The 25391-nt window shown below is 64.5% G+C and carries 23 protein-coding genes; 14 read left to right on the top strand and 9 right to left on the bottom strand.

The window, feature by feature from the left end:
- Positions 1-62: 62 nt before the first annotated feature.
- The gene (gene lpdA / locus Q1U94_RS03760) at positions 63-1490 is read right to left on the bottom strand and encodes a dihydrolipoyl dehydrogenase (RefSeq protein WP_300542085.1); all 1428 of its coding nucleotides are present in this window, start codon (positions 1488-1490) and stop codon (positions 63-65) included.
- 188 nt (positions 1491-1678) lie between these two features.
- On the opposite strand from lpdA, the gene Q1U94_RS03755 reads away from it, so the two are divergent.
- Together Q1U94_RS03755 and Q1U94_RS03750 are read left to right on the top strand one after the other, a co-directional pair.
- Positions 1679-2368 (top strand): 2OG-Fe(II) oxygenase, encoded by a 690-nt coding sequence (locus Q1U94_RS03755; RefSeq protein ID WP_300542083.1) that lies wholly within the window; start codon positions 1679-1681, stop codon positions 2366-2368.
- Between the two features lie 96 nt (positions 2369-2464).
- A complete protein-coding gene (locus Q1U94_RS03750) occupies positions 2465-3970 on the top strand; it encodes an aldehyde dehydrogenase (NADP(+)) (protein ID WP_300542081.1) in 1506 nt (501 codons plus the stop codon).
- Positions 3971-4704: 734 nt separating this feature from the next.
- Here the strand turns inward: Q1U94_RS03750 and Q1U94_RS03745 are convergent.
- From Q1U94_RS03745 to Q1U94_RS03735, 3 genes are read right to left on the bottom strand one after another with little or no spacing between them, the layout of a single operon-like run.
- Positions 4705-5970, bottom strand: coding sequence for a dihydrolipoamide acetyltransferase family protein (locus tag Q1U94_RS03745; RefSeq protein ID WP_300542079.1), 1266 nt, complete (start codon positions 5968-5970; stop codon positions 4705-4707).
- 3 nt (positions 5971-5973) lie between these two features.
- Positions 5974-6987, bottom strand: coding sequence for an alpha-ketoacid dehydrogenase subunit beta (locus tag Q1U94_RS03740; RefSeq protein WP_300542076.1), 1014 nt, complete (start codon positions 6985-6987; stop codon positions 5974-5976).
- Positions 6988-6990: 3 nt separating this feature from the next.
- Positions 6991-8220 (bottom strand): thiamine pyrophosphate-dependent enzyme, encoded by a 1230-nt coding sequence (locus tag Q1U94_RS03735; RefSeq protein ID WP_300542074.1) that lies wholly within the window; start codon positions 8218-8220, stop codon positions 6991-6993.
- Positions 8221-8405: 185 nt separating this feature from the next.
- On the opposite strand from Q1U94_RS03735, the gene Q1U94_RS03730 reads away from it, so the two are divergent.
- A complete protein-coding gene (locus Q1U94_RS03730; RefSeq protein ID WP_300542072.1) occupies positions 8406-8885 on the top strand; it encodes an Lrp/AsnC family transcriptional regulator in 480 nt (159 codons plus the stop codon).
- On the opposite strand, the gene Q1U94_RS03725 is transcribed toward Q1U94_RS03730, so the two are convergent.
- Positions 8882-9454 carry a TetR/AcrR family transcriptional regulator gene (locus tag Q1U94_RS03725; protein ID WP_300542070.1) on the bottom strand — a complete coding sequence of 191 codons (573 nt, stop codon included), beginning with the start codon at positions 9452-9454 and terminating at the stop codon, positions 8882-8884. The genes Q1U94_RS03730 and Q1U94_RS03725 overlap by 4 nt on opposite strands.
- A 53-nt stretch (positions 9455-9507) precedes the next feature.
- Between Q1U94_RS03725 and Q1U94_RS03720 the strand changes: the two genes are divergently transcribed.
- Genes Q1U94_RS03720 through Q1U94_RS03710 form a run of 3 tightly spaced genes read left to right on the top strand, consistent with a single transcriptional unit; the run spans position 9508 to position 10719 of the window.
- Positions 9508-9885 carry a hypothetical protein gene (locus Q1U94_RS03720; RefSeq protein WP_300542069.1) on the top strand — a complete coding sequence of 126 codons (378 nt, stop codon included), beginning with the start codon at positions 9508-9510 and terminating at the stop codon, positions 9883-9885.
- A 4-nt stretch (positions 9886-9889) separates the two neighbouring features.
- Positions 9890-10258, top strand: a complete 369-nt coding sequence (locus Q1U94_RS03715) for a hypothetical protein (RefSeq protein ID WP_300542067.1) — start codon at positions 9890-9892, stop codon at positions 10256-10258.
- Between the two features lie 14 nt (positions 10259-10272).
- A complete protein-coding gene (locus Q1U94_RS03710; protein ID WP_300542065.1) occupies positions 10273-10719 on the top strand; it encodes an ABA4-like family protein in 447 nt (148 codons plus the stop codon).
- Positions 10720-10851: 132 nt separating this feature from the next.
- Here Q1U94_RS03710 and Q1U94_RS03705 read toward each other — a convergent pair whose 3' ends face one another.
- Positions 10852-12042, bottom strand: coding sequence for a thiolase family protein (locus tag Q1U94_RS03705; RefSeq protein ID WP_300542063.1), 1191 nt, complete (start codon positions 12040-12042; stop codon positions 10852-10854).
- Between the two features lie 44 nt (positions 12043-12086).
- On the opposite strand from Q1U94_RS03705, the gene Q1U94_RS03700 reads away from it, so the two are divergent.
- Positions 12087-12593, top strand: a complete 507-nt coding sequence (locus Q1U94_RS03700; RefSeq protein WP_300542061.1) for a CPBP family glutamic-type intramembrane protease — start codon at positions 12087-12089, stop codon at positions 12591-12593.
- On the opposite strand, the gene mnmA is transcribed toward Q1U94_RS03700, so the two are convergent.
- Genes mnmA through flgK form a run of 3 tightly spaced genes read right to left on the bottom strand, consistent with a single transcriptional unit; the run spans position 12590 to position 16931 of the window.
- On the bottom strand, positions 12590-13804 hold the full coding sequence (gene mnmA / locus Q1U94_RS03695; protein ID WP_300542059.1) for a tRNA 2-thiouridine(34) synthase MnmA: 1215 nt from the start codon (positions 13802-13804) through the stop codon (positions 12590-12592). The two genes, Q1U94_RS03700 and mnmA, sit on opposite strands and share 4 nt — an antisense overlap.
- A 56-nt stretch (positions 13805-13860) precedes the next feature.
- A complete protein-coding gene (locus Q1U94_RS03690) occupies positions 13861-14775 on the bottom strand; it encodes a flagellin (RefSeq protein WP_300542057.1) in 915 nt (304 codons plus the stop codon).
- 14 nt (positions 14776-14789) lie between these two features.
- The gene (gene flgK / locus Q1U94_RS03685; protein ID WP_300542055.1) at positions 14790-16931 is read right to left on the bottom strand and encodes a flagellar hook-associated protein FlgK; all 2142 of its coding nucleotides are present in this window, start codon (positions 16929-16931) and stop codon (positions 14790-14792) included.
- A 1128-nt stretch (positions 16932-18059) separates the two neighbouring features.
- Between flgK and Q1U94_RS03680 the strand changes: the two genes are divergently transcribed.
- From Q1U94_RS03680 to Q1U94_RS03650, 7 genes are all read left to right on the top strand, one after another.
- Positions 18060-19166, top strand: coding sequence for a flagellar hook-length control protein FliK (locus Q1U94_RS03680; protein WP_300542053.1), 1107 nt, complete (start codon positions 18060-18062; stop codon positions 19164-19166).
- Positions 19167-19178: 12 nt separating this feature from the next.
- Positions 19179-19883 (top strand): flagellar hook assembly protein FlgD, encoded by a 705-nt coding sequence (locus Q1U94_RS03675; RefSeq protein ID WP_300542051.1) that lies wholly within the window; start codon positions 19179-19181, stop codon positions 19881-19883.
- A gap of 101 nt (positions 19884-19984) precedes the next feature.
- Positions 19985-21373 carry a flagellar hook protein FlgE gene (locus Q1U94_RS03670; protein ID WP_300542049.1) on the top strand — a complete coding sequence of 463 codons (1389 nt, stop codon included), beginning with the start codon at positions 19985-19987 and terminating at the stop codon, positions 21371-21373.
- A 205-nt stretch (positions 21374-21578) separates the two neighbouring features.
- Entirely contained in the window at positions 21579-21848 is a 270-nt protein-coding gene (locus tag Q1U94_RS03665) for a DUF1153 domain-containing protein (protein ID WP_300542047.1), read from the top strand.
- A gap of 214 nt (positions 21849-22062) precedes the next feature.
- A complete protein-coding gene (gene fliF / locus Q1U94_RS03660; protein ID WP_300542046.1) occupies positions 22063-23694 on the top strand; it encodes a flagellar basal-body MS-ring/collar protein FliF in 1632 nt (543 codons plus the stop codon).
- Positions 23695-23702: 8 nt separating this feature from the next.
- Complete coding sequence (gene fliG, locus Q1U94_RS03655; protein ID WP_300542044.1) at positions 23703-24725, top strand: flagellar motor switch protein FliG; 1023 nt, start codon at positions 23703-23705, stop codon at positions 24723-24725.
- Positions 24726-24740: 15 nt separating this feature from the next.
- Positions 24741-25391 (top strand): FliH/SctL family protein, encoded by a 651-nt coding sequence (locus Q1U94_RS03650; protein ID WP_300542042.1) that lies wholly within the window; start codon positions 24741-24743, stop codon positions 25389-25391.

The following is a 25391-nucleotide window of genomic DNA, read 5'->3' as shown; positions in this document are numbered from 1 at the left end:
CTTCCGACCCGGCGCTGCGCGCCGGCCCACCTTCCCCATCAAGGGGAAGGATGAACCAAGACTCACTTCGGTGCAGAAATGTGGATCGGGTGCCCCAGCGCCGTCAGCGCGGATTCCGCAAAGCCCTCGGTCAGCGTGGGGTGCACATGGATCGTGCCGGCGATGTCCTCCAGGCGCGCACCCATCTCGACCGCCAGGGCGAACTCGCCCGACAGTTCGGAGACATGCGTGCCCACGGCGTGGATGCCCAGGATGACATGATCGTCCTTGCGCGCAGTAACGCGGACGAAACCGCCGTCCGTGCCGGCGTCCATGGACAGATAGCGCCCCGAGGCGGCCAGCGGGAACTTGCCCGTGATCACCTCTTCGCCCCTCTCCTTCGCCTCGTCCGGCGTCAGGCCGACGCCGACGACTTCCGGTTCGGTGAAACAGACGGCAGCAATGGACACCGGATCGTGCACACGGCGATGGCCGGCGATGATCTCGGCCACCATTTCGCCCTGGGCCGTGGCCTTGTGGGCCAGGAGCGGCTCGCCGACCACATCGCCGATGGCATAAACGCCTCGCATGCCGGTGCGGCACTGATCGTCGACCCGGATGAATTTCCCGTCCATGTCGAGGCCCATGTTTTCCAGGCCCCAGCCCTCCAGGCAGGCCTTGCGGCCGACGGCGACGAGGATCTTGTCGGCCTCGATCGATTGGCTCTCGCCCTTGGCGTCCTCATATTCGAGAACCGCCTTGCCGCCCTTTTTCTCTTTCACGCCCTTGGCCTTGCAGGACAGGTGCACATCCACCTTGTGCTTCTTCAGCCACATCGTGATCGGGCGGGTGATCTCCTTGTCATAGAGCGGAAGGATGCGGTCCAGCGCCTCGATGAAGGTGACCTCGGTACCCAGCTTGCGATAGGCGATGCCCAGTTCCAGCCCGATATAGCCGGCCCCGACGACGACCAGCTTGTCCGGCCGTTCGGTGAGCTCGAGCGCCTGGGTCGAACCGATCACCGACTTGCCGAAGGGCATGAAGGGCAGTTCCACTTCCACCGATCCCGTCGCCAGGATCACATTCTCCGCCGTGATCTCGACCTGTTCGCCATCCTCCCGGGTCACCACACAGGTCTTGGCATTGGAGAATTCAGCCCAGCCGGCGATGTGCTCGGCGCCGGCGGCCTTGATCAGCTGGGCCACGCCGCCGGTCAGCTTGGAGACGATGCCGTCCTTCCAGCCCACCAGCTTGCCCATGTCCAGCTTGGGCGCCTCGGAAAGCGAGATGCCGAAACGGTCACCCTTGGCGGCCTCGGACATGTGCTCGAATTCGGTCGCCGCGTGGATCATCGCCTTGGAGGGGATGCAGCCGCGATTGAGGCAGGTGCCGCCCAGACCGTGCTTGTCGACAATGATCGTGTCGAGGCCCAGCTGGCCGGCGCGGATCGCGGCCGGATAGCCGCCCGGGCCGCCCCCGACGACGAGGACTTGGCAAGACCGTGTCTGCATCACAGGCGCTCCTTGGAAGATAAAGGCTCGAAAACGCGTTTTCCGGGGACGGATTTAGCGGTTCGCAACGATGAGGGAAAGAGGCGGACTGAACTCCCCGCCGGGCGCCCGCAAGCCGTGTGGCAAGAATCGGAATGCGCTCCCCTCCCACTCCGGTCAGCATTCAGGCCTGCCGCAAGGAGAGCCCCATGACACACATCGCTCCACAAACCCTGACCGCCGAACTCGATGCGAAGGGCTGGAGCCGGATCCCGGCTTTCCTGTCCGGCGATGCCTGCCGCGACCTTGCCGGCCTCTACAGCGCCAATCCCCGATTTCGAAGCCGGGTAATCATGGCCCGGCACGGCTTCGGTAGCGGCGAATACAAGTATTTTGCCTATCCCTTGCCCGTGCAGGTCCAGACCCTGCGCGAAACGCTCTACCCCTCGCTCGCGCCGATTGCCAATGCCTGGCACGAACGGCTGGGCATCGCGCGGCGCTTTCCCGCCAGCCACAAGGCCTTTCTCGCCGAATGTGCAACGGCGGGGCAATCGCGCCCCACCCCGCTCCTGCTGCGTTACGGGCCGGGCGACTACAACTGCCTGCACCAGGATCTTTATGGCGAACAGGTTTTCCCGCTGCAGGCCGCCATCCTGCTGTCACGTCCCGGGGGCGATTTCGAGGGCGGCGAGTTTGTCCTGACCGAACAGCGCCCCCGTCGTCAGTCGCGCGCCCATGTGGTTCCGCTCGAACGGGGCGATGCGGTGATTTTCGCGGTCAATACGCGTCCCGTCGACGGCGCACGGGGCAGTTATCGCGTCACCATGCGGCACGGGGTCAGCGAAGTGAGGCGTGGCGAACGCCTCACCCTGGGTGTGATTTTCCACGACGCGCTGTGATCGGGATGTTTGATGATGGGTTTTCCGCGGATTGACCGTTGAATAACTCAGACAATTAAGGCATGACACGGATCTCAGCGGAAACGAGGACGTGTCATGATTACCGGGAAACATCTCGTCGCGGGCGACTGGATTGACAGCGCTGTAAAATTCTCTTCTGCGCCGGCTCACGGACCGTCGTACGACTTTGCCGCCGGCACGCCGGAACTGGTCGATCGCGCCTGCCGGGCCGCGGAAGACGCTTTCTGGAGCTATGGCTATTCCTCACGCGAGGAGCGTGCCAAATTCCTGGAAACGATCGCCGATGAGATCGACAGGCGGGGCGCGGCCATCACCGAGATCGGCACCCAGGAGACCGGCTTGCCGGAGGCCCGCCTCAATGGCGAGCGCGGCCGGACTGTCGGACAACTTCGCCTTTTCGCCGACCATATCCGCAAGGGCGATTATCTCGACCGCCGTCACGACCAGGCCCTGCCGGACCGCGAGCCCCTGCCCCGTCCGGACCTGAAAATGGTACAGCGGCCGATCGGTCCGGTGGCCGTGTTCGGCGCGTCCAACTTTCCGCTCGCCTTTTCCACCGCCGGCGGTGACACCGCCGCAGCGCTGGCGGCGGGCTGTCCGGTTGTCGTGAAGGGCCATTCCGCCCATCCCGGCACGGGCGATATCGTTGCCCAGGCCATCGAAGCTGCGATCAAGGCCTGTGGCGTGCATCCCGGTGTGTTCAGCCAGATCCAGGGCGGCGACCGCGCTGTCGGCCAGGCCGTGGTTCAACATCCGCTGATCAAGGCCGTGGGTTTCACCGGTTCGCTCGCCGGCGGACGCGCACTCTACGATCTCTGCGCCGCGCGCCCGGAGCCCATCCCCTTCTTCGGCGAGCTGGGCTCGGTCAACCCGATGTTCCTTCTGCCCGCCGCCACAAAGGCGCGGGGCGCGGAAATCGGCACGGGCTGGGCCGGATCGCTGACCATGGGCGCGGGCCAGTTCTGTACCAATCCGGGCATCGCCGTGGTGATCGAGGGCGATGCGGCCAAGACCTTTGTCGAGGCCGCCGCCACCGCGCTCAAGGAGATCGGGCCGCAGACCATGCTCACCGACGGCATCGCCGGGGCGTATTGCAAGGGTTTCGAGACCTTCCGCAAGCAGGCCGGCGTGACCGAGGTCGTTGCTTCAACGCCGGAAGGCCGCACCGCCACGCCGCATCTCTACACGGTCCCGGCCAAGGACTGGCTGGGCAATGAAGCCCTGAGCGAGGAAGTCTTCGGCCCCCTGGGCCTCGTCGTGACCGTGGCCGACGACGCGGAAATGCTCGACGTGGCGCGGGCCCTTCAGGGCCAGCTGACGGCCACCCTCCACCTGGACGGCGGCGATACCGCGCTGGGCCGGAAGCTGATGCCGGTGCTGGAACGCAAGGCCGGCCGCGTTCTTGTCAACGGCTTCCCGACCGGTGTGGAAGTCTGCGATTCCATGGTGCATGGCGGCCCCTACCCGGCCTCCACGAATTTCGGGGCCACATCGGTGGGCACCCTGTCCATCCGCCGCTTCCTCAGGCCCGTCTGCTACCAGAACATGCCCGACGCGCTGCTGCCGGGGGACTGGGGATAGACGCAACGCCGCGACCGGCGGGCGCTGCGCGCCGTCCGGGAGAAGTGTGTGGATGAGGCGCACGCGGATAGCGCTAAGCCGATCTCCCCCTCCCACCACAGACATTTTTTCCCGGAAGCGCGACCGCGCTATCCGGGATCGACGATCGCCGGTGCCGAGCGGTCCGCTCGCTCCGTGGATCCCGGCTCGGCGCTGCGCGCCGTCCGGGAAAAGTGTGTGGTGAATGGCCCTTATCCCGCCGGCCCGGCCGGCATGGCGGGCTGCAAAGCCCGATGACAGGCGGCCGGGCGGGCTGTTCTGGAAAAACTTGTCCCCGCCGGGTGTGGGCCGCCTAGAGTCGTCGGCGGTTCCCCGGGACGGGAGGCGTTGAGCTCCGTCACTTGGCGCCCGGGGGGCGTGCGGAGCGCGCTCGCGCCTGCAGGGTGACGCCTGCAGGGTGACGCCTGCAGGCTCCGGCGCGGCTACGGGGCGGTCCGGCGGCATGTTTGACCATCCAGACCGTTTTACCGTCCCGTCTGGTAACCGAGGCGAGAGCCGAGGGGAAATCTCCGCGTGCGGGATGTCACGGGATGTCACGCTTTAAAATCAAACCGGTTTACCGGCACCCGCCGGCATCCCGCACCCCTCCCATCGCTCCAGCGCAAACGCGCGTGGAGGGTTTGGCTGTGCCTCAAATTCCCGGCGCACGTCCGGGGAAAGAGGAGAGCAATGGTGCAGCGCGGCAGACGGTGCGATTACATGAACAGTGTCGCCGGGTTTTCCAGAAGACCTTTCACGCGCTGGATCAGCATGGCGGCGTCATAGCCGTCCACGATGCGATGGTCGAAGCAGCTGGACAGGTTCATCAGCTTGCGGGGAACGACCTGACCGCCGGCATTGTAGCGCGGCAGGGTCTGCATCTTGTTGACGCCGATGATGGCGGTTTCCGGCGCGTTCAGGATGGGCGTGGTCACCAGTCCGCCGACGGCCCCCAGCGAGGTGATGGTGATGGTCGAACCGGTCAGTTCGTCCTTGCTGGCCTTGCCCTCTTTCGCAGCCTTGCCGAGCCGGCCGAGCTCGGCAGCGATCTGCCAGATATCCAGGCTCTCGGCATGCTTGATCACCGGCACCATGAGCCCGTTCGGCGTGGCCGCAGCGATGCCGCAATGCACGGCGTCATACTTGGTCAGAACCATGGCCTCGCCATCGAAATGGGCATTGGCCTGGGGCGTTTCCGGCAGGGCTTTCGTCAGTGCCAGAACCAGGAAGGGGATGAGGGTCAGCTTGGGCTGGTCGTCCGCCTTGGTCGCGTTGAGGTGCTGGCGCAGATCTTCCAGCGCCGTCACGTCGATCTCCTCGACATAGGCGATGTCCGGAACGGTGCGCTGGACGTGGGACATGTTCTCGGAGATGCGCCGGCGCAGGCCGATCACCTTCTCCTCGGTCACACCGGTGCGCGGTGCACGAACGGCTGCCCCCGCGCCGCCGGCCCTGGCCGCCAGGCGGCCGCCGGACTTGATGAAATCATCCAGGTCTTCGTGCGTGATGCGACCGGCCGGACCGGTGCCGGGCACGGCACCCAGATCGATATCCGCCTCCAGGGCCCGCTTGCGCACCGCCGGACTGGCCAGCGGCCGCTCGCCCGCAGGGCGGGCCGCAACGCTGGGCGCCTGGGCGGCCGGTGCCGGTTCGGCCGGCTTTTCCGGCTCGGACCCGGGCTTGTCCTTGGGTGCATCGGCCTTGCCTTCAGCCGGGGATTCGTCCTCGGCGGGAGGCGCTCCCTCGGTGGCGATGAACATGATCTCGGTGCCCACGGCGATCACATCGCCCGGCTCGCCGACCAGCCTGGTGACCGTGCCATTGACGGCACAGGGGATCTCCACCGTCGCCTTGTCGGTCATCACATCCAGCACGTGCTGGTCCTCGGAGACGGTGTCGCCTTCCTTGACGTGCCATTCGACGATCTCGGCCTCGACGATACCTTCGCCGACATCGGGCATCTTGTAGCGGTATTCGCTCATCGCTTAAGCCTCCAGCACGGCGTGCATCGCATTGATGAAACGTTCCGGACCCGGGAAATATGACCATTCATGCGCATGCGGATAAGGCGTATCCCAACCCGTCACGCGCTGTATCGGGGCCTCGAGGGCATAGAAGCATTCTTCCTGCAACTGGGCGGCCAGCTCGGCGGCAAAGCCGGAAGTGCGCGGCGCTTCCTGGGCGACGATGCAGCGGCCGGACTTGTTGACCGAGCGCGCGATCGTCTCGATGTCGTAGGGCACCAGTGTTTTCAGATCGATCACCTCGGCATCGACCCCGGCCCTTTCGGCCGCGGCCTGAGCCACCAGGACCAGCGTGCCATAGGCGACGATGGTGACGTCCTTGCCTTCGCGAACCACTTCGGCCTTGCCGATGGGCACGGTGAAATGGCCCTCCGGCACCTCGCCCTTGGGGTGCTTGCCCCAGGAGGCCAGCGCTCCGCCGGAATGGCCCTCGAACGGGCCGTTATAAAGACGCTTCGGCTCGAAGAAGATCACCGGATCCGGACTTTCGATGGCAGAGATCAAAAGACCCTTGGCGTCGTAGGGATTGGACGGCATCACCACCTGCACGCCGGGGATCTGCGTGAAGAAGGCCTCCGGGCTCATCGAATGGGTCTGGCCGCCGCGAATACCCCCGCCGCAGGGCGTGCGGATGGTGACCGGGACAGTGAACTGGCCGGCCGTGCGGTAGCGGATGCGGGACAGCTCGGACACGATCTGGTCGAGACCGGGGAAGATGTAGTCGGCGAACTGGATCTCCGCGACCGGCTTCAGCCCCTTGGCCGCCATGCCGATGGCCATGGCCACGATTGCCGCCTCGTTGATCGGCGCATCGAAGGAACGGTCCAGGCCGTACTTCTTCTGCAGGTTCGCCGTGACCCGGAACACACCACCGAAATAGCCGGCATCCTCACCGAAGCTGACAACGTCGGGATCGCGATCCATCGTCACGTCCAGGGCCGAGTTGAGGGCCTGGATCATGTTCATCTTGGCCATGTCCTAAACCCCCAGATCCTGGCGCTGGCGGCGCAGGCGCCAGTCCTGTTCGGCGTAAACATCCTCGAAGATCGACTCGACCGGCGACAGGGGGCCGTCATGCAGCGTGCCGTAGCGTTCGGCCTCCTTGTACGACGCGATCACCAGCTCATTGAGCTCTTTTTCCAGGGCGGCGTGACGGTCCTCATCCCATTCACCCAGGCCAATGAGATGGTTTTTCAGGCGTGCGATCGGATCGCCCAGCGGCCATTTCTCGTTTTCGCCCTTGGGACGGTAGCCGGAGGGGTCGTCCGAAGTGGAGTGCGCATCGGCGCGGTAGGTGAAGGTCTCGATCACCGTCGCGCCATGGCCCTTGCGGGCCCGCTCTGCGGCCCATTGCGTGGCCGCATAGACGGCCAGAAAATCATTGCCGTCGACCCGCAGCGAGGCGAGGCCGTACCCCAGCCCCTTGGCCGCAAAGGTCGGCGCCTCGCCGCTGGCAATGCCGTGGAAGGTGGAAATGGCCCACTGATTGTTGACGACATTGAGGATGACCGGCGCCTTGTAGGTAGAGGCCAGGACCAGTGCGCCATGAAAATCGCCCTCGGCCGTCGATCCCTCGCCGATCCAGCTTGCGGCGATCTGGCCGTCGCCCTTGTAGCGGCAGCCCAGCGCGTAGCCGACCGCCTGCGGGAATTGCGTCGCCAGATTACCGGAGATGGAGAAGAAGTTCCCCTCGGCCCAGGTGTAGTGCACCGGCAGCTGTCGGCCCTTGAGATTGTCGCGGCTGTTGGAGATGCAGTGGCACATCATGTCGACAATGTCGCGGCCCCGGGCGAACAGGATGCCCTGCTGGCGATAGGACGGAAACACCATCTCGTCCTTGCCCAGCCCCATCGCACCGGCGACGGCAACCGCCTCCTCGCCCGTCGACTTCATGTAGAAGCTCATCTTGCCCTGGCGTTGCAGTTTGAGCATCCGGTCGTCATAGACCCGCGTGAGCACCATGTGACGCAGCCCTTCGCGCAGGACGTCCGGCTGCAGCTTGGGATCCCATTCGCCCACCGCCTGGTGATTGTGGTCCAGAACACCGATCAGGCCGAGCGCGAGATCGCGCGTCTCCATGCCGGGAACGGACGTGTCCGGGCGCTTCGCCTCGCCGGCGGGCTGCAGCTCGAAATGGGAGAAGTCAGGCGTGTCGCCGGGCCGCACATGCGGCGCCGGGACATGAAAGCGGGGTGCGTCTTGGGCCATGGGCTCTCATTTTATCTGACGGGGCGAACCCCAAAAAGCGCGGCCGGTTATATGCCATGCGGGCGCGAAGGGCGTCTAACGCGGAAGCGCGTGTCTTGTCCACCATTGGAATGCGGTGCCATTTCGGGGTTCGCAAGTGCGAAAGCTTGGATTAATTTCGCAGAAAATTCTGATTTGAGGCAATAATGACGGCTACACTGGACACGATCGACGTACGTATACTGGAAGCTCTGCAAGAAGATGCCGGCCGCTCGGTGGCCGATATCGCCGAGATCGTCGGTCTGACGCCCTCGCCCTGCTGGCGCCGCATCCGGCGCCTGGAGACCGAGGGCATCATCAAGCGCCGCTCGGTCCAGCTCGACCGCCGCTCCATCGGCCTGATGTTCACCGCCTATCTGGAAGTGAAAATACAGCCGGCGCGCAAGGCCAATTACGAGAAGTTCGAGAGCGCCATCCAGAGTTTCGAGGAAGTCGTGGAAGCCTGCACCATGACGGGTCCCTACGACTATCTTCTCAAGGTCGTCGCACCGGACATCGATGCGTATAACGACTTCATGCAGGACAAGATGATCCCGCTGGACGTGGTCGGGGATTTCCGCACTTCGGTGCAGATCCGCAACGTCAAGGAAGGCCGTGGCCTGCCGCTGAACCATGTCGACGGCTAGCGCGGCCGGTGCCGCTCATAGAGCGTGCGGTAGGCAGCGGCGACATCATCTTCCAACCCGTCAGGCAAAGGCCGGTCCGGCAGGTAGAGTTTGACCGCGCCGAGCGGAAACCCGACCAGGCCGAGACTGGCCGCATCCGGGGAAAGCCCCTCCCGCTCGGCGAAGGCCTCCAGGGCCGAGAGCACGCGGTCATTGGCACGGTCCAGCGCCGCCGCAACATCCTTGGGCACATCCGGCGTTATCAGCTCGCTGCGCCGGCAGCAGACCAGGATCAGGGCCCGGTCCGGCTCGTCCCGGCAAAAGCGCGGCGTGGCAAGCGCGGCTTCCAGGCCGGGCCAGTCGCCCTGCGTTTCCAGCGCCTCCAGGAAACGTTGGTGAAAGGCAGTGAGCGCGTCCAACCAGGCCCGCGCCAGCAGCCCGTCGCGCGATCCGAAGCGATGATAGAGCGACCCCACGGACACGCCAGTCTCCGTCACGATAGATTGCAGCCGCACATCCCCCTGGCGCATCAGGGCCCGGCCGACGGCGGCATAAATTGTCGCATCCTGGAAGCTTGACTTGCGGCCCATTTTGGAATTCATTTTCTAAAATAACAATTCTAATATTTTAGGAGAACAACGCCGTGATGACGAGCCTTTTTGCAGCCGCGGCCGTGCTGGGTCTGGTGACCTTTGCCATACATATCTTTGCGGGCGGCCCGGTTGTCGCCCGGCCCCTGCTGGCCGACACGCACCTGCCCGCAGCCTCGAAGTGGCTGAATTACTATTGCTGGCATATCACCACCGTGCTGCTGGTCTTCATCGCGGCCGGCTTCGCCGCCGCGGCGGTCCGACCGGACGCCTGGGTGCTTGCAATCTTTCTGACCGTGCTTTGCCTGGCCCTCTCGGTTTTGAGTGCAGGGATTGCCCTGCGTGGCGGCTTGGCGCCTTTGCGTCTGCCGTCGACCTCGCTTTTCGCGCTCACCGGATGCCTTGGACTGGCCGGAATTATCGCGGGATAAGATCATGCTTCATCTGGCTGCCCTGCTCACCATCCTCATCGGTCTGCATCATTCCCTCAGAGGAGAACGGTCGCTCATCCGCCCGCTACTCGCCATGGAGGGCCTGCCATCCATTCTCGGCGATGTTCGGCAGACCAGACGCACGCTGCGCGTCGCCTGGCACATCACAACCGCTGCCTGGTTCACGATGGCAGCCAGTATGCTCTGGTATGGCACGACCGGTACGGACGGAGCGGCCCCCTTCCTCATTCCTACCGCCATCCTGTTCGGTGTGAGCGGCGTGCTGGCGCTTGTTCTGAGCCGCGGGCGGCATCCATCCTGGATGTTTTTCCTGCCCATCGGCGCGCTGACAGGTTATGCCGCTCTCGCCTAGCAGGAGGATTGGATATGAGTTGGGATATCGCCTACCTGGCCCTCAATGCGCTCGTCCTGCCAGCGTGGGTTTTACTGATCGTCCTGCCGCGATCCGGCCTCACGCGGCAGCTCGTGCATTCCATGCTCTATCCGCTCGTCATCGGCGGCATCTATCTGGTCTCGCTCGGCGCCGCGATGGCCTTCGGTGTCAGCGATCCCGATGCCGGCATGTCTTCGCTGAGTGCGGTGATGAGCCTGTTTGATCATCCCAACGGCATCATCACCGGCTGGTCCCACTACCTGGCATTCGATCTCTTTGTCGGCGCCTGGATCGCAAGGGATGCGGCGCGCCGGGGCATCGGACATCTCGTGACTGTACCGGCCTTGCTCCTGAGCTTCAGTTTCGGGCCGTTGGGGCTGATGACCTATGCGCTGACAGGGCTGATTGTGCGCAAGCCGGTTTGGCGCCTGGAGCAATAGCTTTCACCGCGTCGTTTCATCCCGAACGGATGGCCCGCGAAGGTCGGCAAAAAGCGCGTCGCGGCACGGCTTCGGTCAAAAAAGGGCGGTGCCATCGGCACCGCCCTCATTCTTTTCCTTCTGCAGCAGAACCTACTGCATCCGCTCCACGGCCACGGCCGTCGCCTCGCCGCCGCCGATGCAGAGCGAAGCCACACCCCGGGTCAGCCCCTTGTTCTCCAGCGCGGATAGCAGGGTGACCATGATGCGGGCGCCGGAGGCGCCGATCGGGTGGCCCAGGGCGCAGGCACCGCCATTGACGTTGATGATGTCGTGGGAAATGCCCAGCTCCTTCATCGCGATCATAGGCACGACGGCAAAGGCCTCGTTGATCTCCCACAGATCCACATCCTCGATCTGCCAGCCGGCCCGCTCGACGACCTTGCGCATGGCCGGAACCGGCGCGGTGGTGAAATAGGCCGGCTCGTGGGCATGGGCCGCCGTTGCCAGGATCCTGGCGATCGGCTTCAGGCCGCGGCGCTCGGCTTCCGAAAGACGCATCATGACGAGAGCCGCCGCGCCATCGGAAATGGCCGAGGCATTGGCCGCCGTCACCGTGCCGTCCTTGGAAAAGGCCGGGCGCAGGGACGGGATTTTTTCCGGCATCGCCTTGCGCGGCAATTCGTCGGTATCGACCGTCACATCACCCTTGCGGGTCTTGATGGTCACCGGCGTGATCTCGCGCTTGAAGCCACCATCCTTCGTGGCCTGCTGGGCGCGGGACAGGGTTTCCAGCGCATAGGCATCCTGCTGCTCGCGGGTGAACTGGTGCTCCTCAGCGATCATGTCGGCAAACACGCCCATCGGCTTGAACTCGTAGGCGTCTTCCAGACCATCCTGGGCCATGTGATCCTTGATCGTGTCATGGCCATATTTGAAGCCACCGCGGTGATTGGGCAGCATGTGCGGTGCGTTGGTCATCGACTCCATGCCGCCGGCGATGATGATTTCCGCATCGCCCGAGGCGATCGCCGCGCGGCCCATGATGGCCGCCTGCATGCCGGAGCCACACATCTTGTTCAGCGTCGTGGCCTCGACCGATTTCGGCAGCCCCGCCTTGATCGCCGCCTGGCGGCCCGGCGCCTGGCCCTGGCCGGCCATCAGCACATTGCCCATCAGGATCTGGTCGACATCGTCGCCGGCAATACCCGCCTCCTCCATCGCCGCCTTGACGGCGATCGCACCGAGTTCGTTGGCCGAGAGCGGCGCCAGTTCGCCCAGCAGGCCGCCCATCGGGGTGCGGGCCATGCCGACGATGACGATGGGATCGTCGCTAGCACTCATGTCGTGTCTCCTCAGGGGTTGTTTGTCTCGATAGTCTGGCGCGCATGATCGAATTATGTCGCACAGCGTCAAGTTTTTTCGCAGATGCAATACGGGCTGCACGGACATGGCCCGACACGCACGAATGGCGGCAAACCTTTCTTATATTTGCCATTCTCCTTCTCGCGGCGACCCTTGTAAGCAAAGTTGAATACACATTCAACTTTTCTGCACCCGGCGGGCGGACCGGTCTGTTAGCGATAGCAGCAGTGGCTATCGTCGTGCCGGCCCTCGGCGAGGAGATGGTGTTTCGCGTCCTGCTCGCAGGCCGCAGAGGCTGGTGGCGCGGCACTGTCGCCCTGGCGGCCTTCGTGCTGTGGCACCCGGCGCAGGTCTGGCTGGGCCTGCCGATGGCGCAGGATGTGTTTCTGAACCCGGGCTTTCTGGTGATCGTCGCGGCGCTCGGACTGGGCTGCACGGTGGCCTACCGGACCAGCGGCTCGATCTGGCCGCCCGTCGCTATTCATTGGGCAATGGTGGTCGTGTGGAAGGGCACAATCGCGCCGGTCTAGCCGATCAGCCGCACCCCGCCCGATCCGCCCTTCCCGCTCGTACTGGCAATCCAGCCACCGCCCAGGACGCGATCCTCGTCGTCCGGCGAATAGAATACGCAGGCCTGACCGGGTGCCACGCCCTCCTCGCCCGCGGCCAGGACGACGCCCACCGCGTCGCCCTCAACGGACAGCGCAGCGGGCACCGGCGGACGGGTCGAGCGAACCTTCACGCGCACGGGGGCACCATCCGACAGGGCGTCATCGCCCAGCCAGTTGATGTCCTTGAGACCGATCCGGTCCACTTCCAGCGCTTCGCGCGGGCCGACGATCACCTGCGCCTTCTCGGCATCCAGACGCACCACATAGAGCGGCTCGCCCAGGGCGATGTTCAGCCCGCGGCGCTGGCCGACCGTGTAGCGGATCACCCCGTCATGCGTACCCAGAACCCGTCCGTCGACATGCACGATCTCACCCGGACGCGAAGCACCGGGCCGGATTTTTTCGACAATGTCGACATAGCGGCCCTGCGGCACGAAGCAGATGTCCTGACTGTCGGGCTTGTCGGCCACGATGAGGCCAAAGGCCTCGGCCAGCTGGCGCGTCTGGTCCTTGTTCAGATGCCCCAGCGGAAAGCGCAGAAAGTCCAGCTGTTCGTGTGTGGTGGCGAACAGGAAATAGGACTGGTCCTTGCCGGCATCCGCCGCGCGGCGCAGCTCCGGTCCGTTCGGGCCCGCCACGCGCTGGATGTAATGCCCCGTCGCCATGCAGGCCGCGCCCAGCTGGCGCGCCGTGTCCAGCAGGTCGGCGAACTTGACCGTCTGATTGCAGCGCACGCAGGGAATGGGCGTGTAGCCGGCCAGATAGGTGTCGGCGAACTCCTCGATCACCGCTTCACGGAAACGGCTTTCATAGTCGAGCACATAGTGCGGGAAGCCGCAGGCTTCCGCGACACGTTTGGCATCGTAGATATCCTGGCCGGCACAGCAGGCACCCTTTTTCTGGATCGCCGCGCCATGGTCGTAGAGCTGCAGCGTGACGCCGACCACGTCATAGCCGGCACGGTGCAGCGCCGCGGCGGTCACCGAACTGTCCACACCGCCGGACATCGCCACGACAACCCGGTGGCCGGACGGATCCCCGCCCAGCCCCAGCGGATCGTCCGCCAGGGAAAATTCGGAAAGGAGTTTATCGGCGTACGCCAGGGCGTCGCCGGATACAAGCGTCGTCATCTATCTCGCCTCCAACGGGGTCAAGGCCCGGAGCAAACGGTTATGGGGCGCGCTCTTTACCTCAGAAACGGCAGCAGGGAAACCTGGTTCAGCGTGGAAAAGGTCATCGCCGAGACATCGACGGCGGTCTGGGCCTGCTGGAACCGGGTTGCGGCTTCAGCCATGTCGACATCCTCGATATCGGCGATCATCTGGGCCAGGAAGTCCTGGCGATCGGCGTGATTGTTCTTCAGCGTCTCCACTTCCGCCTGCTTCGCACCATTCTGGCCGACCTTCACGAAGACATTGTCCAGTGCCGTGATGACATTCTGGATCTCGCCGGTCAGGAAGGCATCCTGGGCCGCGGTCAGCGGTGACTGGAAAGGACCGTTCGCGCCGGCGTTGAAATCGGCAATCCGCTTGAAGGCCGCCATCACCTCGCCGCCCACATCTTCGGCCAGCATGCCGACTTCGACCGTATAATTCTGATCGAGCTGAACCACCGGCTTGCGGTCATTGTTCTCGAACGCCTCGGCGGCCGTGCCCATGGGAATCAGATCGGACAGGTCGGAAATCGTGATCGGCGGCGCATCCGAACGCGTTCCACCGAACAGGTAGGACCCGGCATGCTTCATGTTCAGCGAATTGGTGACTTCATAGAAGGCTTGGCGGGCCTGGTGCATGATGTAGTCGCCCTCTTTCGAAGTCACCGCCATGCGCAGGTCGGACACCGCTTCGGAAATCTGTTCCAGGGCGATATTCTGGGCTTCGAGCCGGGCCTCGGTACGCACCGCCGCTTCTTCATAGCTCTTGGCGCGCTCCTGCGCGGCACGCGAGGCCGACAGGCTTTCGGCCTGGTAGCCGACCCCTTTGAGATCGGTTGCCATCTTGCCCGTCGTCAGCTGTTGCTGGGCGTCGAACATCTGCTTCTGCGCCCGCATCAGGTCCATCAGTGCCGACTGGTTGGCGGCGTAGGTCGAGATCCGCGTCATCAGTCTGTATCCTCCTAGATGATGCCCATCAGGGTATCGGTCATTTCCTTGGCCGCCTGCAGCATGCGCGCCGAAGCGTTGTAGGATTGCTGGAACATCGTCATGGACGCGAGCTCCTCGTCCAGATTGACGCCTTCCACATCGGCGCGTTTCTGGGCTGCCGTCTGGCGCAGCACAACGGCGGATTCAGCTTCGCTGCCAGCCTTTGCCGCCCGCGAACCGATCGTTCCTGCCAGGCGCGCCGCATAATCGCCCAGGCTGGCGCTGGTCTGGCTGAGCGTGCCCGCCGCGTCGAAATTGCGCGAGGAATGCAGGGCAGCCTGAAGCGCGGATCCGCCCCGGTTGTCGCCCGACGTAATGACTGTGTCGCCCACCGCTGTGGCGCCGGAAATATCCAGCTGCGCAAGCGCCAGGCGGGACGAGTCCGACCGGATTGCCGGATCGACCCGGAATGCTTCGGCCCGCGCCGCACGCGCCTCCAAGCCCAGTCCGAACATTTGCGAGAAGGCAATGCCGGAGGCCGGGCGCGCCGTATCGTCGCCGGTCAGCTTGAGATCGAAACTCTCATAGCCGGCATTGGCCGTGTAGCTCAGCTCGCCATTGCCATCGAGCGTGAAGGTCGCATAGCGGCCCAGACCGGTGGCCGGATCGTTGAGGGCCGTCACCACATCGTTGAAGGTCTCGCCGGCGACCATGGGAATGTCGACCGAACCGACCGTATTGCCGTCCGTCCCCATGATTTCGAAATTCAGCTCCGTGCCGCCAGTAAAACCGTGCGCCTCGGCCCCGGTCAGACCGGTTTCGAAGAAGCCGGGCCGTACTGACCGGACGATGTCGTTCAGGCCGAAGAAGTGGGCAAAGCCCCGGCCGCCGCGATCACTGGGGTTGGCATTGTCCTGCAGAGTGGCGATGCCGTTGGCGGCCGCATCGGCGGAAACCGTCAACTGCCCGTTGGCAAAACTGGCAGAACCGACACCGGCCAGAGCCGTGTCGATGGCAGTGGTCAGGCTGTCGACCGTCGCACCGGTCGGCGCGGCGGCGCCGCCGTCCACCGACAAGGTGCCCGCGTCGAAGTCGATATCGACTCGGCGAACCAGAAGACCCGAACTGTCCGTCACGGCCAAAGTCGTGGCGCCAGAGAAATTGTGCAGGTCTGCGCCTTCCAGACCGGTATTGCGGCCGGACAGTGTTTGCGGTGCCGGATAGCTGGTCGAATTGTTGTGCGCCGCATTGAGCGCGTCGGCCGCGCCGGCCGCCAGCTCGGCGAGTTCCTCACCCAGCGCGGGCAGGTCCTTGTCGCGCAGATCGAGCAGTCCGCGCAATTCGCCGGACTGGATATGGCTGTCCAGCTGCTGCGGCGCACCACCATTGGGCGGCTGCACGAAGATGTTGCCATAGTCGACCCCGTAAGCACCCGTACCGGCCGGCTTGTAGGTGATTTCCGCCGGATAATTGTCCAGCAGCAGGACGCCGTCCGTGGTGCGCACCACGATACGGCCGTCGCTCTGGTGGTCGGCCCGAACGTCCATGTATTTCGACAACTCGTCCATCAGTTCGGACTGGCGGTTCTCGGCACCGGACGAATCACCACCGGAGGAGGACAGGTTCTGGACGCTGGAGTTCAGCTCGTAGAGCTCGTTGATAATCTCGTTGGCGCGCTGGATCGTGGCATTGATTTTCGCGTCGGCTTCCAGGCGCTGGTTGCGCACTTCGGTCGACAGCCGCCCGGTCTCGTCGAAGAAGGATTGCAGGTCGGCCGCTGCCGACAGGCGCGACACCGACAGGGTCGGGTCCACGCTCGCCTGGGCGATGGACGAGAAGGCCTTGTTCATCCGCGAGAACAGCGACCCCGCATCGTCCAGACTGCCAAATTGCGATTGCAGCCTGTCAAGCGTGCTGGCCCGGATTTCGGCCTTCCCGGCCTCGCTGATCGAGCGCAGTGAGGATGCCTGCAGATGCCGGTCGACGATGCGATTGATGCCGAGCACCTCGACACCCATCGCCACACCGCCGACATTGCGCGACTGGAAGCTGGCCTGGGTGCGGGCATAGCCGGGCGTGTTGACGTTGGCGACATTATTCGAGGCAGCGCGCAGACCCGCCTGGCTGGCAGCCAAGCCCGACAACGCGTTTCCGAGGACACCACTCAGCGACATGTTTCGCTCCTTGCGCCACGCGCGAAATCAACGACGGACCGGTCGAATCTGCCGCAAGCCCGGCAAGCCTTGCCGGGTGCGATATCACCCAACCCGCATTGCCTTGCTGCGCTGATCGATCCGTAATTCTTTGCCATCATTGAGCTTTTCACGCGCCTTCAAAACCTGTGGCCGATCGGACGCCGATCTGGCCTGCCCTCGACGTCGCAAGGCGCGGGCCAGTTCTGCGGTCGGAATAGCAGCAGGCGTGCGGCTCGCATGCGCGCAGGCTCACGCGCGGTCTTAAAAGCCCGCCTTCGAGCGTTTCGCAAAGACGCCGCGCCGCCCGGCAGCTTCCGCCCACCACCGGGAAAGTTTCGCCGGGCAAAGCCATCCACCAACAGATATTACCGCCAAATTAATCCGTATTTTCAATATATTATCTAAATTTTGGAATGGCACGGCCTTTGCGACCGGTTGAGCAGTCAAGGCGCGAATGTGCGCCGGTCAAAGCGAGTTGAAACGGCGATGCAAGCGGGTTTGCCCAGTGACATCCTTCTTTCCGGACACGGTTCCGGCGCTGATCGTGCGCGTCCGGAGACTGGTTCGAGCGCCGGGCGCAATGACGGCCTATCCCGGCCGGACGAAACCTTTTCCGGCCTGCTTCGTGAAGCCTCCGGCCGGGACGGCAACAACGCCGGTCGCCCCGCGGCGGCGAAGGCCCGGCCGGCCGATGACACTCCGGCACCCGACGGCACTGAAGCCGCCATCATTCCCGCCGCAACGGCCGCAAAACCGGCCGGCGCCGATGCGCCCGCCTCAGCGGTAGTCAATTCCGGCAAGGTACAGGCAGCCAGCACGGCTGGACAGAAGTCCCCCCAAACGGGTTCGGCATCAGCGATGCCCGCTCCCATGCAGCAGGCTGCCGCCGGCGCCGCCCCCGCTCAGGCTCAAACCACACCGGCTCAGGTCGCGTCCGCCTCTGCACAGGCCCAGCCGGCGCAGACCGCGCAGGGATCCGTCCCGGCGCAAGCCTCCACGGCCCAGAAGGCGCCCGGCTCCGCGACGGCTGCACCCACGCTGACCCGGCCGGCAGCCGACTCGAATACGGATACTGTGCAATCCGCCGGAACCCCGGCGAATTCGGGTATGGCCAAGACGGATTCCGGCAGCGCCAAGGCTTCAGAGGCCGGCACGCCCAGCGCAGCTATCCAGGCCACGGTGTCGCCGGCGGCTACGTCCGGAACGGCAAACAAGGCTCAGCCAACCTCCCGGGCCGGGGCGGCACCGAACACCGGCAATGCCAAGCCCGATCGGCCGGCCATAGCAACCGGCCAGGCCGCTTTAGCGAACCCCGGGGCAACCGCACAGCCTGGCACGCCGCAACAGGCCGGCGCGCCGCTGCCCGCCGAAAGCACGACGCCCGCCCCCTTGCGCGAGACCGCCCAGCCGCGAGCCATCCTGCAACCGCGTCAGGGTGGAAGTTCCGGCGCGAAGACCACGTCCTCTGCGACCGGCTCAGCTATAACATCCGCCGCCGCCAATGCCGCCAAGCCGGATTTGCAGGTCCAGTCCGCGCAGCCGTCGGACGCACGGCCCGACCCGTCTGTCATGCCGCCTCGTGAGCAATTGTTCGCGATGCCCCAGGCCGGCCAGCCCGGCTCCGCCGGTCTTGCGATGACGCAGGACGCCGTCCAGTCGGCCCAGGCCGCAACGGACGCCGACCTTGCCACGCAGACCGAGGCGGACCTGCAGCTTACCCGCACCACGGAAATACGCGCGGGGATGGAACGGGGCACTGCCAATCTGCCGCGCTTCGCCGCGCATGGCGCCCAGCAGCTTGCCGGGCAGATCACCCGCCAGTTCAACAACGGCAACCGCGTCTTCGACATCCGGCTCGATCCGGCCGAGCTCGGCAAGGTCGACGTGCGCCTCGAACTGCGCGCCGACAACAGGGTCCATGCGGTTCTAACCGCGGAACGGCCGGAAACGCTGGCCGAGCTGCAACGCGCGGCCCGCGACCTGGAGCGTGCGCTCAACGAAGCCGGCCTCGATCTCGCCGAGGAAGGGCTGACCTTCCAGATGAATGAGGATGGGCAGGCTGCCTCCGACGATGATGGCCGCGGCCAGTCCCTGCCTCTCTTCATGGAGGGCGACGTGACCGTTGCCGATGGCGGCACAGATGTTCGCATGGCCCCGCAATCCACCTACGGCTTCCTGCTGGCACGGCGCGAAGGCGTCGACATGCGGGTCTAGGAGTACACAGGCATGACCGATATCAGCGCGCTCGCACAAAGCGGATCGGCTTCGAGCCCCGGGCTCGCGAATTCACAGACGAGCCTGGCCGACAATTTCGAAATGTTCCTCACCCTGCTCACCGAGCAGATGAAGAACCAGGATCCGCTGAACCCGCTGGATTCGACCCAGTTCGTGAACCAGCTGGTCGATTTCTCGAGCGTGGAACAGCAAATCGCCCAGAACCAGAATCTGGAAAGCCTGCTCCTGCTGCAGTCGGCCGCCGCCCAGGCCAATTCGGTCAGCTATATCGGCCGTGTCGCCACCGCCGAGACGCCCGATGCAGTCCTCTCTGAAGGCCAAGCGGAATGGGACTACACCCTGCCCGGCGATGCCCAGAATGTCACACTGCTGGTCAAGGACGGCGAGCGCATCGTCGCCCGGGCCAACGGCGAAGCGACGACCGGAACCCATACCTTCACCTGGGACGGCACCAGTGAATCCGGGTCCAAGCTGGATGATGGTGTCTACACCCTGGAGGTCATCGCAGAAGACGCAGACGGCGAAGCCGTCCAGGCCACCATCCAGGCTGCCGCACGCGTGACGGGCGTCGACATGTCCGGAAATGAAGTCATGGTCCAGATGGGCCCGATCAGCGTTCCGCTGTCCTCCGTCCTGTCGGTTCGCGAAGCGAACACGACGCAGCCCCAGCCCGACCCCGAAGAGACCACAAGCTGAACAGCAGGCCCGCCGGCCTGACCGGTACGCCAGAAGGCGGACCACGAACCAAACCAGCAGAAAGCTCCAAACAAGACCCAAGAACGCAAGGAGCATGCATTATGAGCATCAATTCCGCGCTTTTGGCCGGCGCTTCCGGCCTGATCTCGAACTCGAGCGCGCTGGCCGCGATCTCGGACAACATCGCCAACGTCAACACGGTCGGCTACAAGCGCGCCAACTCGGTGTTCACGCCGCTCTATGACGCCGGCGGCAGCTCCAGCGACCGCTATTCCGCTGCCGGGGTGCGGTCGGTAGCCCGTCTCGCCATCGGCGAAAGCGGCCTGCTCACGCCGGGTGCATCCAAGACGGATCTGGCGATCTCCGGACGCGGCTTCTTCGTCGTGCGCGACCAGCCCCAGGCCGGGGCCAACGACCCCGTATCCTTCACGCGCGCCGGCCGTTTCTCGGCCGACGACGAAGGCTATCTGCGCAACGATGCCGGCATGTACCTGTCCGGCTGGCCCGTGGCCGCTGACGGATCCGTCGTTCAGAACCCGTCCGATCTGAATACGCTGGAGACCATCAACTTGTCGTCGATCGGCGGCGCGGCCCAGGCGACGACATCGATGGCGATCAACGCCAACCTGCAGCAGACCCAAACCGTATCGGCCGACGAAGCGACATATGATCCGACCGTTACGGCCAACAACATGGCCTCGGGCAACGTCACGCCGGATTTCCAGCGCTCGGTTCCCTTCTATGACAGTGTCGGCGGCGTGCGCACGCTCACCATCTCACTGCTCAAGAGCGCCACGCCGAACCAGTGGCATGCCGAAATCCACATGGTTCCGGCAGGCGACATCTCGACCGGGGCAGGCCTGGTCGACGGCCAGATGGCCACCGGCACGGTCGCCTTCGATGCACAAGGCCGTCTCGATACCGGCAACACGACACTACCGACGACACTGGACTTCCTGTCTTCGACCAATGTCGCCCCACTGGCGGCGAATGAATTCCAGTGGGCCACGGCGACAGGTATCGATGCGCAATCGATCGAGCTTGACTTCGGATCGCCCAACGCCCCTGGCGGTTTCACCCAGTACGACAGCCCGTCCACACTGCTGTCGACGAATGTGAACGGTTCGGCCTTTGGCAATTTCGCCAGCGTGGACGTCGACGAGGAAGGCTATGTCTTTGCCAAGTTCACCAATGGCATCGTCCGCAAGATCTACCAGGTCCCGGTAGCAACCTTCGTCAACCCGGACGGCCTGGAAGCCCAGTCGGGCGGTACATTCAACGTGACCCCGGAATCGGGCGCCTACACGCTCAGCCCGCCGGGTCTCGGCTCGGCCGGCAACATCGCCTCTTCGACCCTGGAAAGCTCAAATGTGGACCTGGCAACGGAGTTCACCAGCCTTATCACCACCCAGCGCGCCTATTCGGCATCGTCAAAGATCATCACGACCGCCGACGAGATGCTGGATGAAGCCATCCGGATGAAGCGCTAACCACCACCCACGCTTTGTCGGTCCTGTGGGCTCTGCCTCATTGAGGCGGAGCCCATTCTTTATGACCACATCCTCACCGGCACCGTGACATTTCTAGGCCAATTTTAGCCGAACGCTTAAACGTAAATTTACCCAGCGGTTTAGGGTGATGTTAAAAGCCCTCCCGTATGTTTCCCCTACAAACAAAAACAACGGGGACACGGACATGCAGCCGCGCCTTAAAAAAGAAAATTACGTCATTGGACCGGATGGTAGCCCTCTTACCCTTGCCGACCTGCCCAATCCGAGCACCCAGCGCTGGGTGGTTCGGCGCAAGGCCGAGGTTGTCGCTGCGGTGCGCGGCGGACTGTTGTCCCTTGAGGAAGCCTGTGCACGCTACTCACTGACCGTGGAGGAATTCCTCGGCTGGCAGCGCTCGATCGACAAGCACGGTCTTGCCGGTCTGCGCACCACGCGACTGCAGCAATACCGCTAGTTCCCCCCTAGACCACCCCCTGCGAGCGGCGCCCCGCCCCCAAGGCCGCCGCTGGCCATCTGACGCACACCATCGAAATTCTGTGTCCCGCTGGGTCTGGCCGAGCGGGATGCATTTCGTATGCGGCCGCATTAAATCCTTCTTTACGACACAGGTAGGAAAATTCTGCCCAGTGCTTCGCCGATGAAGCGCGGACAAACAGGCAGGATTCCTCGTGAACGCGTTACTCGAACAGTTCAAGGCCTTCGGCGCCGGTCGTCTCACAGCCATTTTCGGTCTCGCCGTCGGCGTGGCGGCCGCGCTTGTCTATTTCTCCAGCGCAGTCGGCGGTGGCAGCCAGGCGCTCCTGTATTCCGGGCTCGACCCGGCCGAAGCGGCATCCACTTCGCAACTGCTCGACCAGGCCAACATCGCCTACGAGATCCGCGACGGCGGCACGGCCATCTATGTCGACCGCAACCAGGTCGACGAGGCCCGCGTGCGCGTCGCCTCCTCGGGTCCGCTATCCGGGGCCTCGGTCGGTTATGAAATCTTCGATCGCCAGGACAGTTTCGGCCAGACCTCTTTCGTGCAGAACATCAACGCCAAGCGCGCCCTGGAAGGCGAGCTGGCCCGCACCATTGAGTCCCTGGCGTTCGTCAACAGTGCTCGCGTCCATCTGAATCTGCCGGAACGCCGGCTGTTCACCCGTGACCAGCAAGACCCGACAGCTGCTGTCACGGTGGCGACCAGCCAGCGCGTCAACGCCGAACAGGTCCGGGTGATTCGCAATATCGTCGCCTCCGGCGCCGGTCTGGAGCCGGGCCATGTCTCCCTGGCCGATGATCGCGGCCGCCAGCTTGCCGGCACGATGGACGCGGAGACCGCCGGCGCGGCCTTCATGGACCAGCGCCGCACCGACGTGGAAAGCGAACTTCGCCAGGACATTCTCGATATCGTCGAAGGCGTGGTCGGCGCCGGCGCCGCGCGCGTCCAGGTCACCGCAGAACTGAACCGCCAGAGTGTCACCCAGAGCTCGGAAACCTACGATCCGGAAGGCTCGGTCCTGCTGTCTCGCGACCGCTCCGAGGAATTGTCCAGCGACCAGGACGGCCGCAACAATCGCGTGTCCGCCTCGGAGAACCTGCCGGACGCCGAAGGTGAGGGCAATGCGGGCCCCTCCAACCGGTCCAGCCGCGAAGTCTCCAACGAGACAGTGAATTATGCCCTGTCCTCGACCACCCGTACCGAGGTGATCGAGGCGGGCGCCATCGATCGTCTCTCTGTCGCGGTCGCCGTGGACGGCATTGTCGAGGTCCAGGAAGACGGCACCACCGTGTGGCGCGAGCGCCCGCAGGCCCAGATCGACCAGATCGAAGCCCTTGTGCGCTCGGCCATGGGATATGCCGAAGACCGCGGCGACAGCCTGACCGTTCGCCAGATCGAATTCGCCCGCACCAACCCCCTGCTGGGCACGCCCGCGAGCAGCGGCTTCTCCTTTTCCAAGAACGACATCATGCGGGTCGCGGAAATTGCGGTCCTGTTCGTGACAGCGCTCCTGATTATCTTCCTGGTCGCACGTCCGCTGGTGAAGGGCGCAAGCGGCACGGCTATGCCGCAAGGTCTGGCCCTGGCCGGCGCCGGCGCCAACGCCGGGGCCGTCGGCAACACGCCTCCACCGGCAGCCCTGCCGAGCCAGGGTGACCCCCAGGCGGCCTTGCCCGCAGGAGACTTCGGCGACTCCATCGACATCGAAAAGATCGATGGCCAGGTGAAGGCGTCATCGCTGAAAAAGGTCGCCAACATCGTCGACTCCCATCCCGAGGAATCCGTCTCGATCCTCCGTTCCTGGCTGCATGAAGGGTAGTGTCCGGCATGGCTGAGAAGCGCGCCATTGAAGATCCGTCCAGGCTCTCGGGCCCCGAAAAGGCCGCTGTGATGCTGCTCGCGCTCGGCGATGAGGGCGAGATGATCTGGCAACACCTGGACGAGGAGGAGATCCGTGAGGTCTCCCAGGCCATGTCGAATCTCGGCACGGTCACCTCGACCGCGGTGGAAAAACTGATTGTCGATTTCGTCGGCCAGATGTCGTCGACCGGCTCGCTGATGGGGTCGTTCGAGGCCACCCAGCGCCTGCTCACTTCCTTCCTGCCCGGGGAGAAGGTCGAGGCGATCATGGAGGAGCTGCGCGGACCCGCCGGCCGGACCATGTGGGACAAGCTGGGTAATGTGAACGAGGTGGTTCTGGCGAACTATCTCAAGAACGAATACCCCCAGACCGTCGCCGTGGTGCTGTCGAAGGTGAAGTCGGAACACGCCTCCCGCGTCCTCGCCGCCCTGCCCGAGGACTTCGCCCTGGAAGTCGTGACCCGGATGCTGCGCATGGAACCGGTTCAGCGCGAGATTCTCGACCGGATCGAGGAAACGCTGCGCACTGAATTCATGTCCAACCTGGCGCGCACCTCCAAGCATGACAGCCACGAGATGATGGCGTCGATCTTCAACAATTTCGACCGCCAGACCGAAAACCGCTTCCTGGCGGCGCTGGAAGAGCGCAATCGGGAAAGCGCAGAGAAGATCCGCTCGCTGATGTTTGTCTTCGAGGATCTGTCGAAACTAGATCCGGGCGGCATCCAGACGCTGATGCGCGCCATCGACAAGGAGCAGATGGCCCTGGCGCTGAAGGGCGCCTCGGACAGCCTGCGCGACCTGTTCTTCTCCAACATGTCCGAACGCGCCGCGAAGATCATGCGCGAGGACATGAATGCCATGGGCCCCGTCCGCCTGAAGGATGTCGATCAGGCCCAGCAGGCCATCGTGTCGACGGCAAAGGACCTGGCGGCGAAGGGCGAAATCATGCTCGCCGACGGCGGCGCCGACGACGAACTGATCTACTAACGGGTGGGCGAACACATGAATCCGATCAAATTCGATTTCGATACCGAGTTCGACCACAACGGCGAAATCCTGCGCGAGGGAGAGAGCTACAAGCGCTTTTTCACCCAGGAGGATGTCGAGGCCGCGCGCATGTGGGGCGTCGAGGAAGGCCGCGAAATGGAAGAAGGCCGCTGCGCCGACAGTCTGCAGGCCATCGCCTCCCAGATGCAGCTGATCCTCGCCCGGCTTGCCAATGAGTCCGAAGCTCTGCGCCATGAGGCCGCCGGCCTGGCCGTCGCGGCCGCGCGCAAGATCGCCGGCGAGGCACTGAATGCCTATCCGCTGGAAACGATCGACGCCCTGGCACGCGAAGCCGTGCAGGATTTGCGTTCCGAGCCGCGCTTGTCGGTGCGCTGCGCGCCTGACCTCGTGGAAGCGCTGTCCGAACGGCTGGAGACAACCGCACGAGACGCCGGTTTCGACGGAGCCATCATGGTGCGCGGAGAGGACGGCATGCGCGGTGCTGATGTGCGCCTGGAATGGGGCGCTGGCGCGGTCCAGCGCAGCGCCGAGGAAATCGATCAACGCCTTAACGACGTGGTGGCACGCTGGCTGGCAACCGCCCCGGAAGAGAATGACGGCACGGACAGCGCTCCCGGCAATGCAGCCGGCGCATCCGCCGCATAA

This window comes from Maricaulis sp., assembly GCF_030149515.1.
Lineage (GTDB): Bacteria > Pseudomonadota > Alphaproteobacteria > Caulobacterales > Maricaulaceae > Maricaulis.
This window is presented reverse-complemented; position numbering and strand designations above follow the sequence as displayed.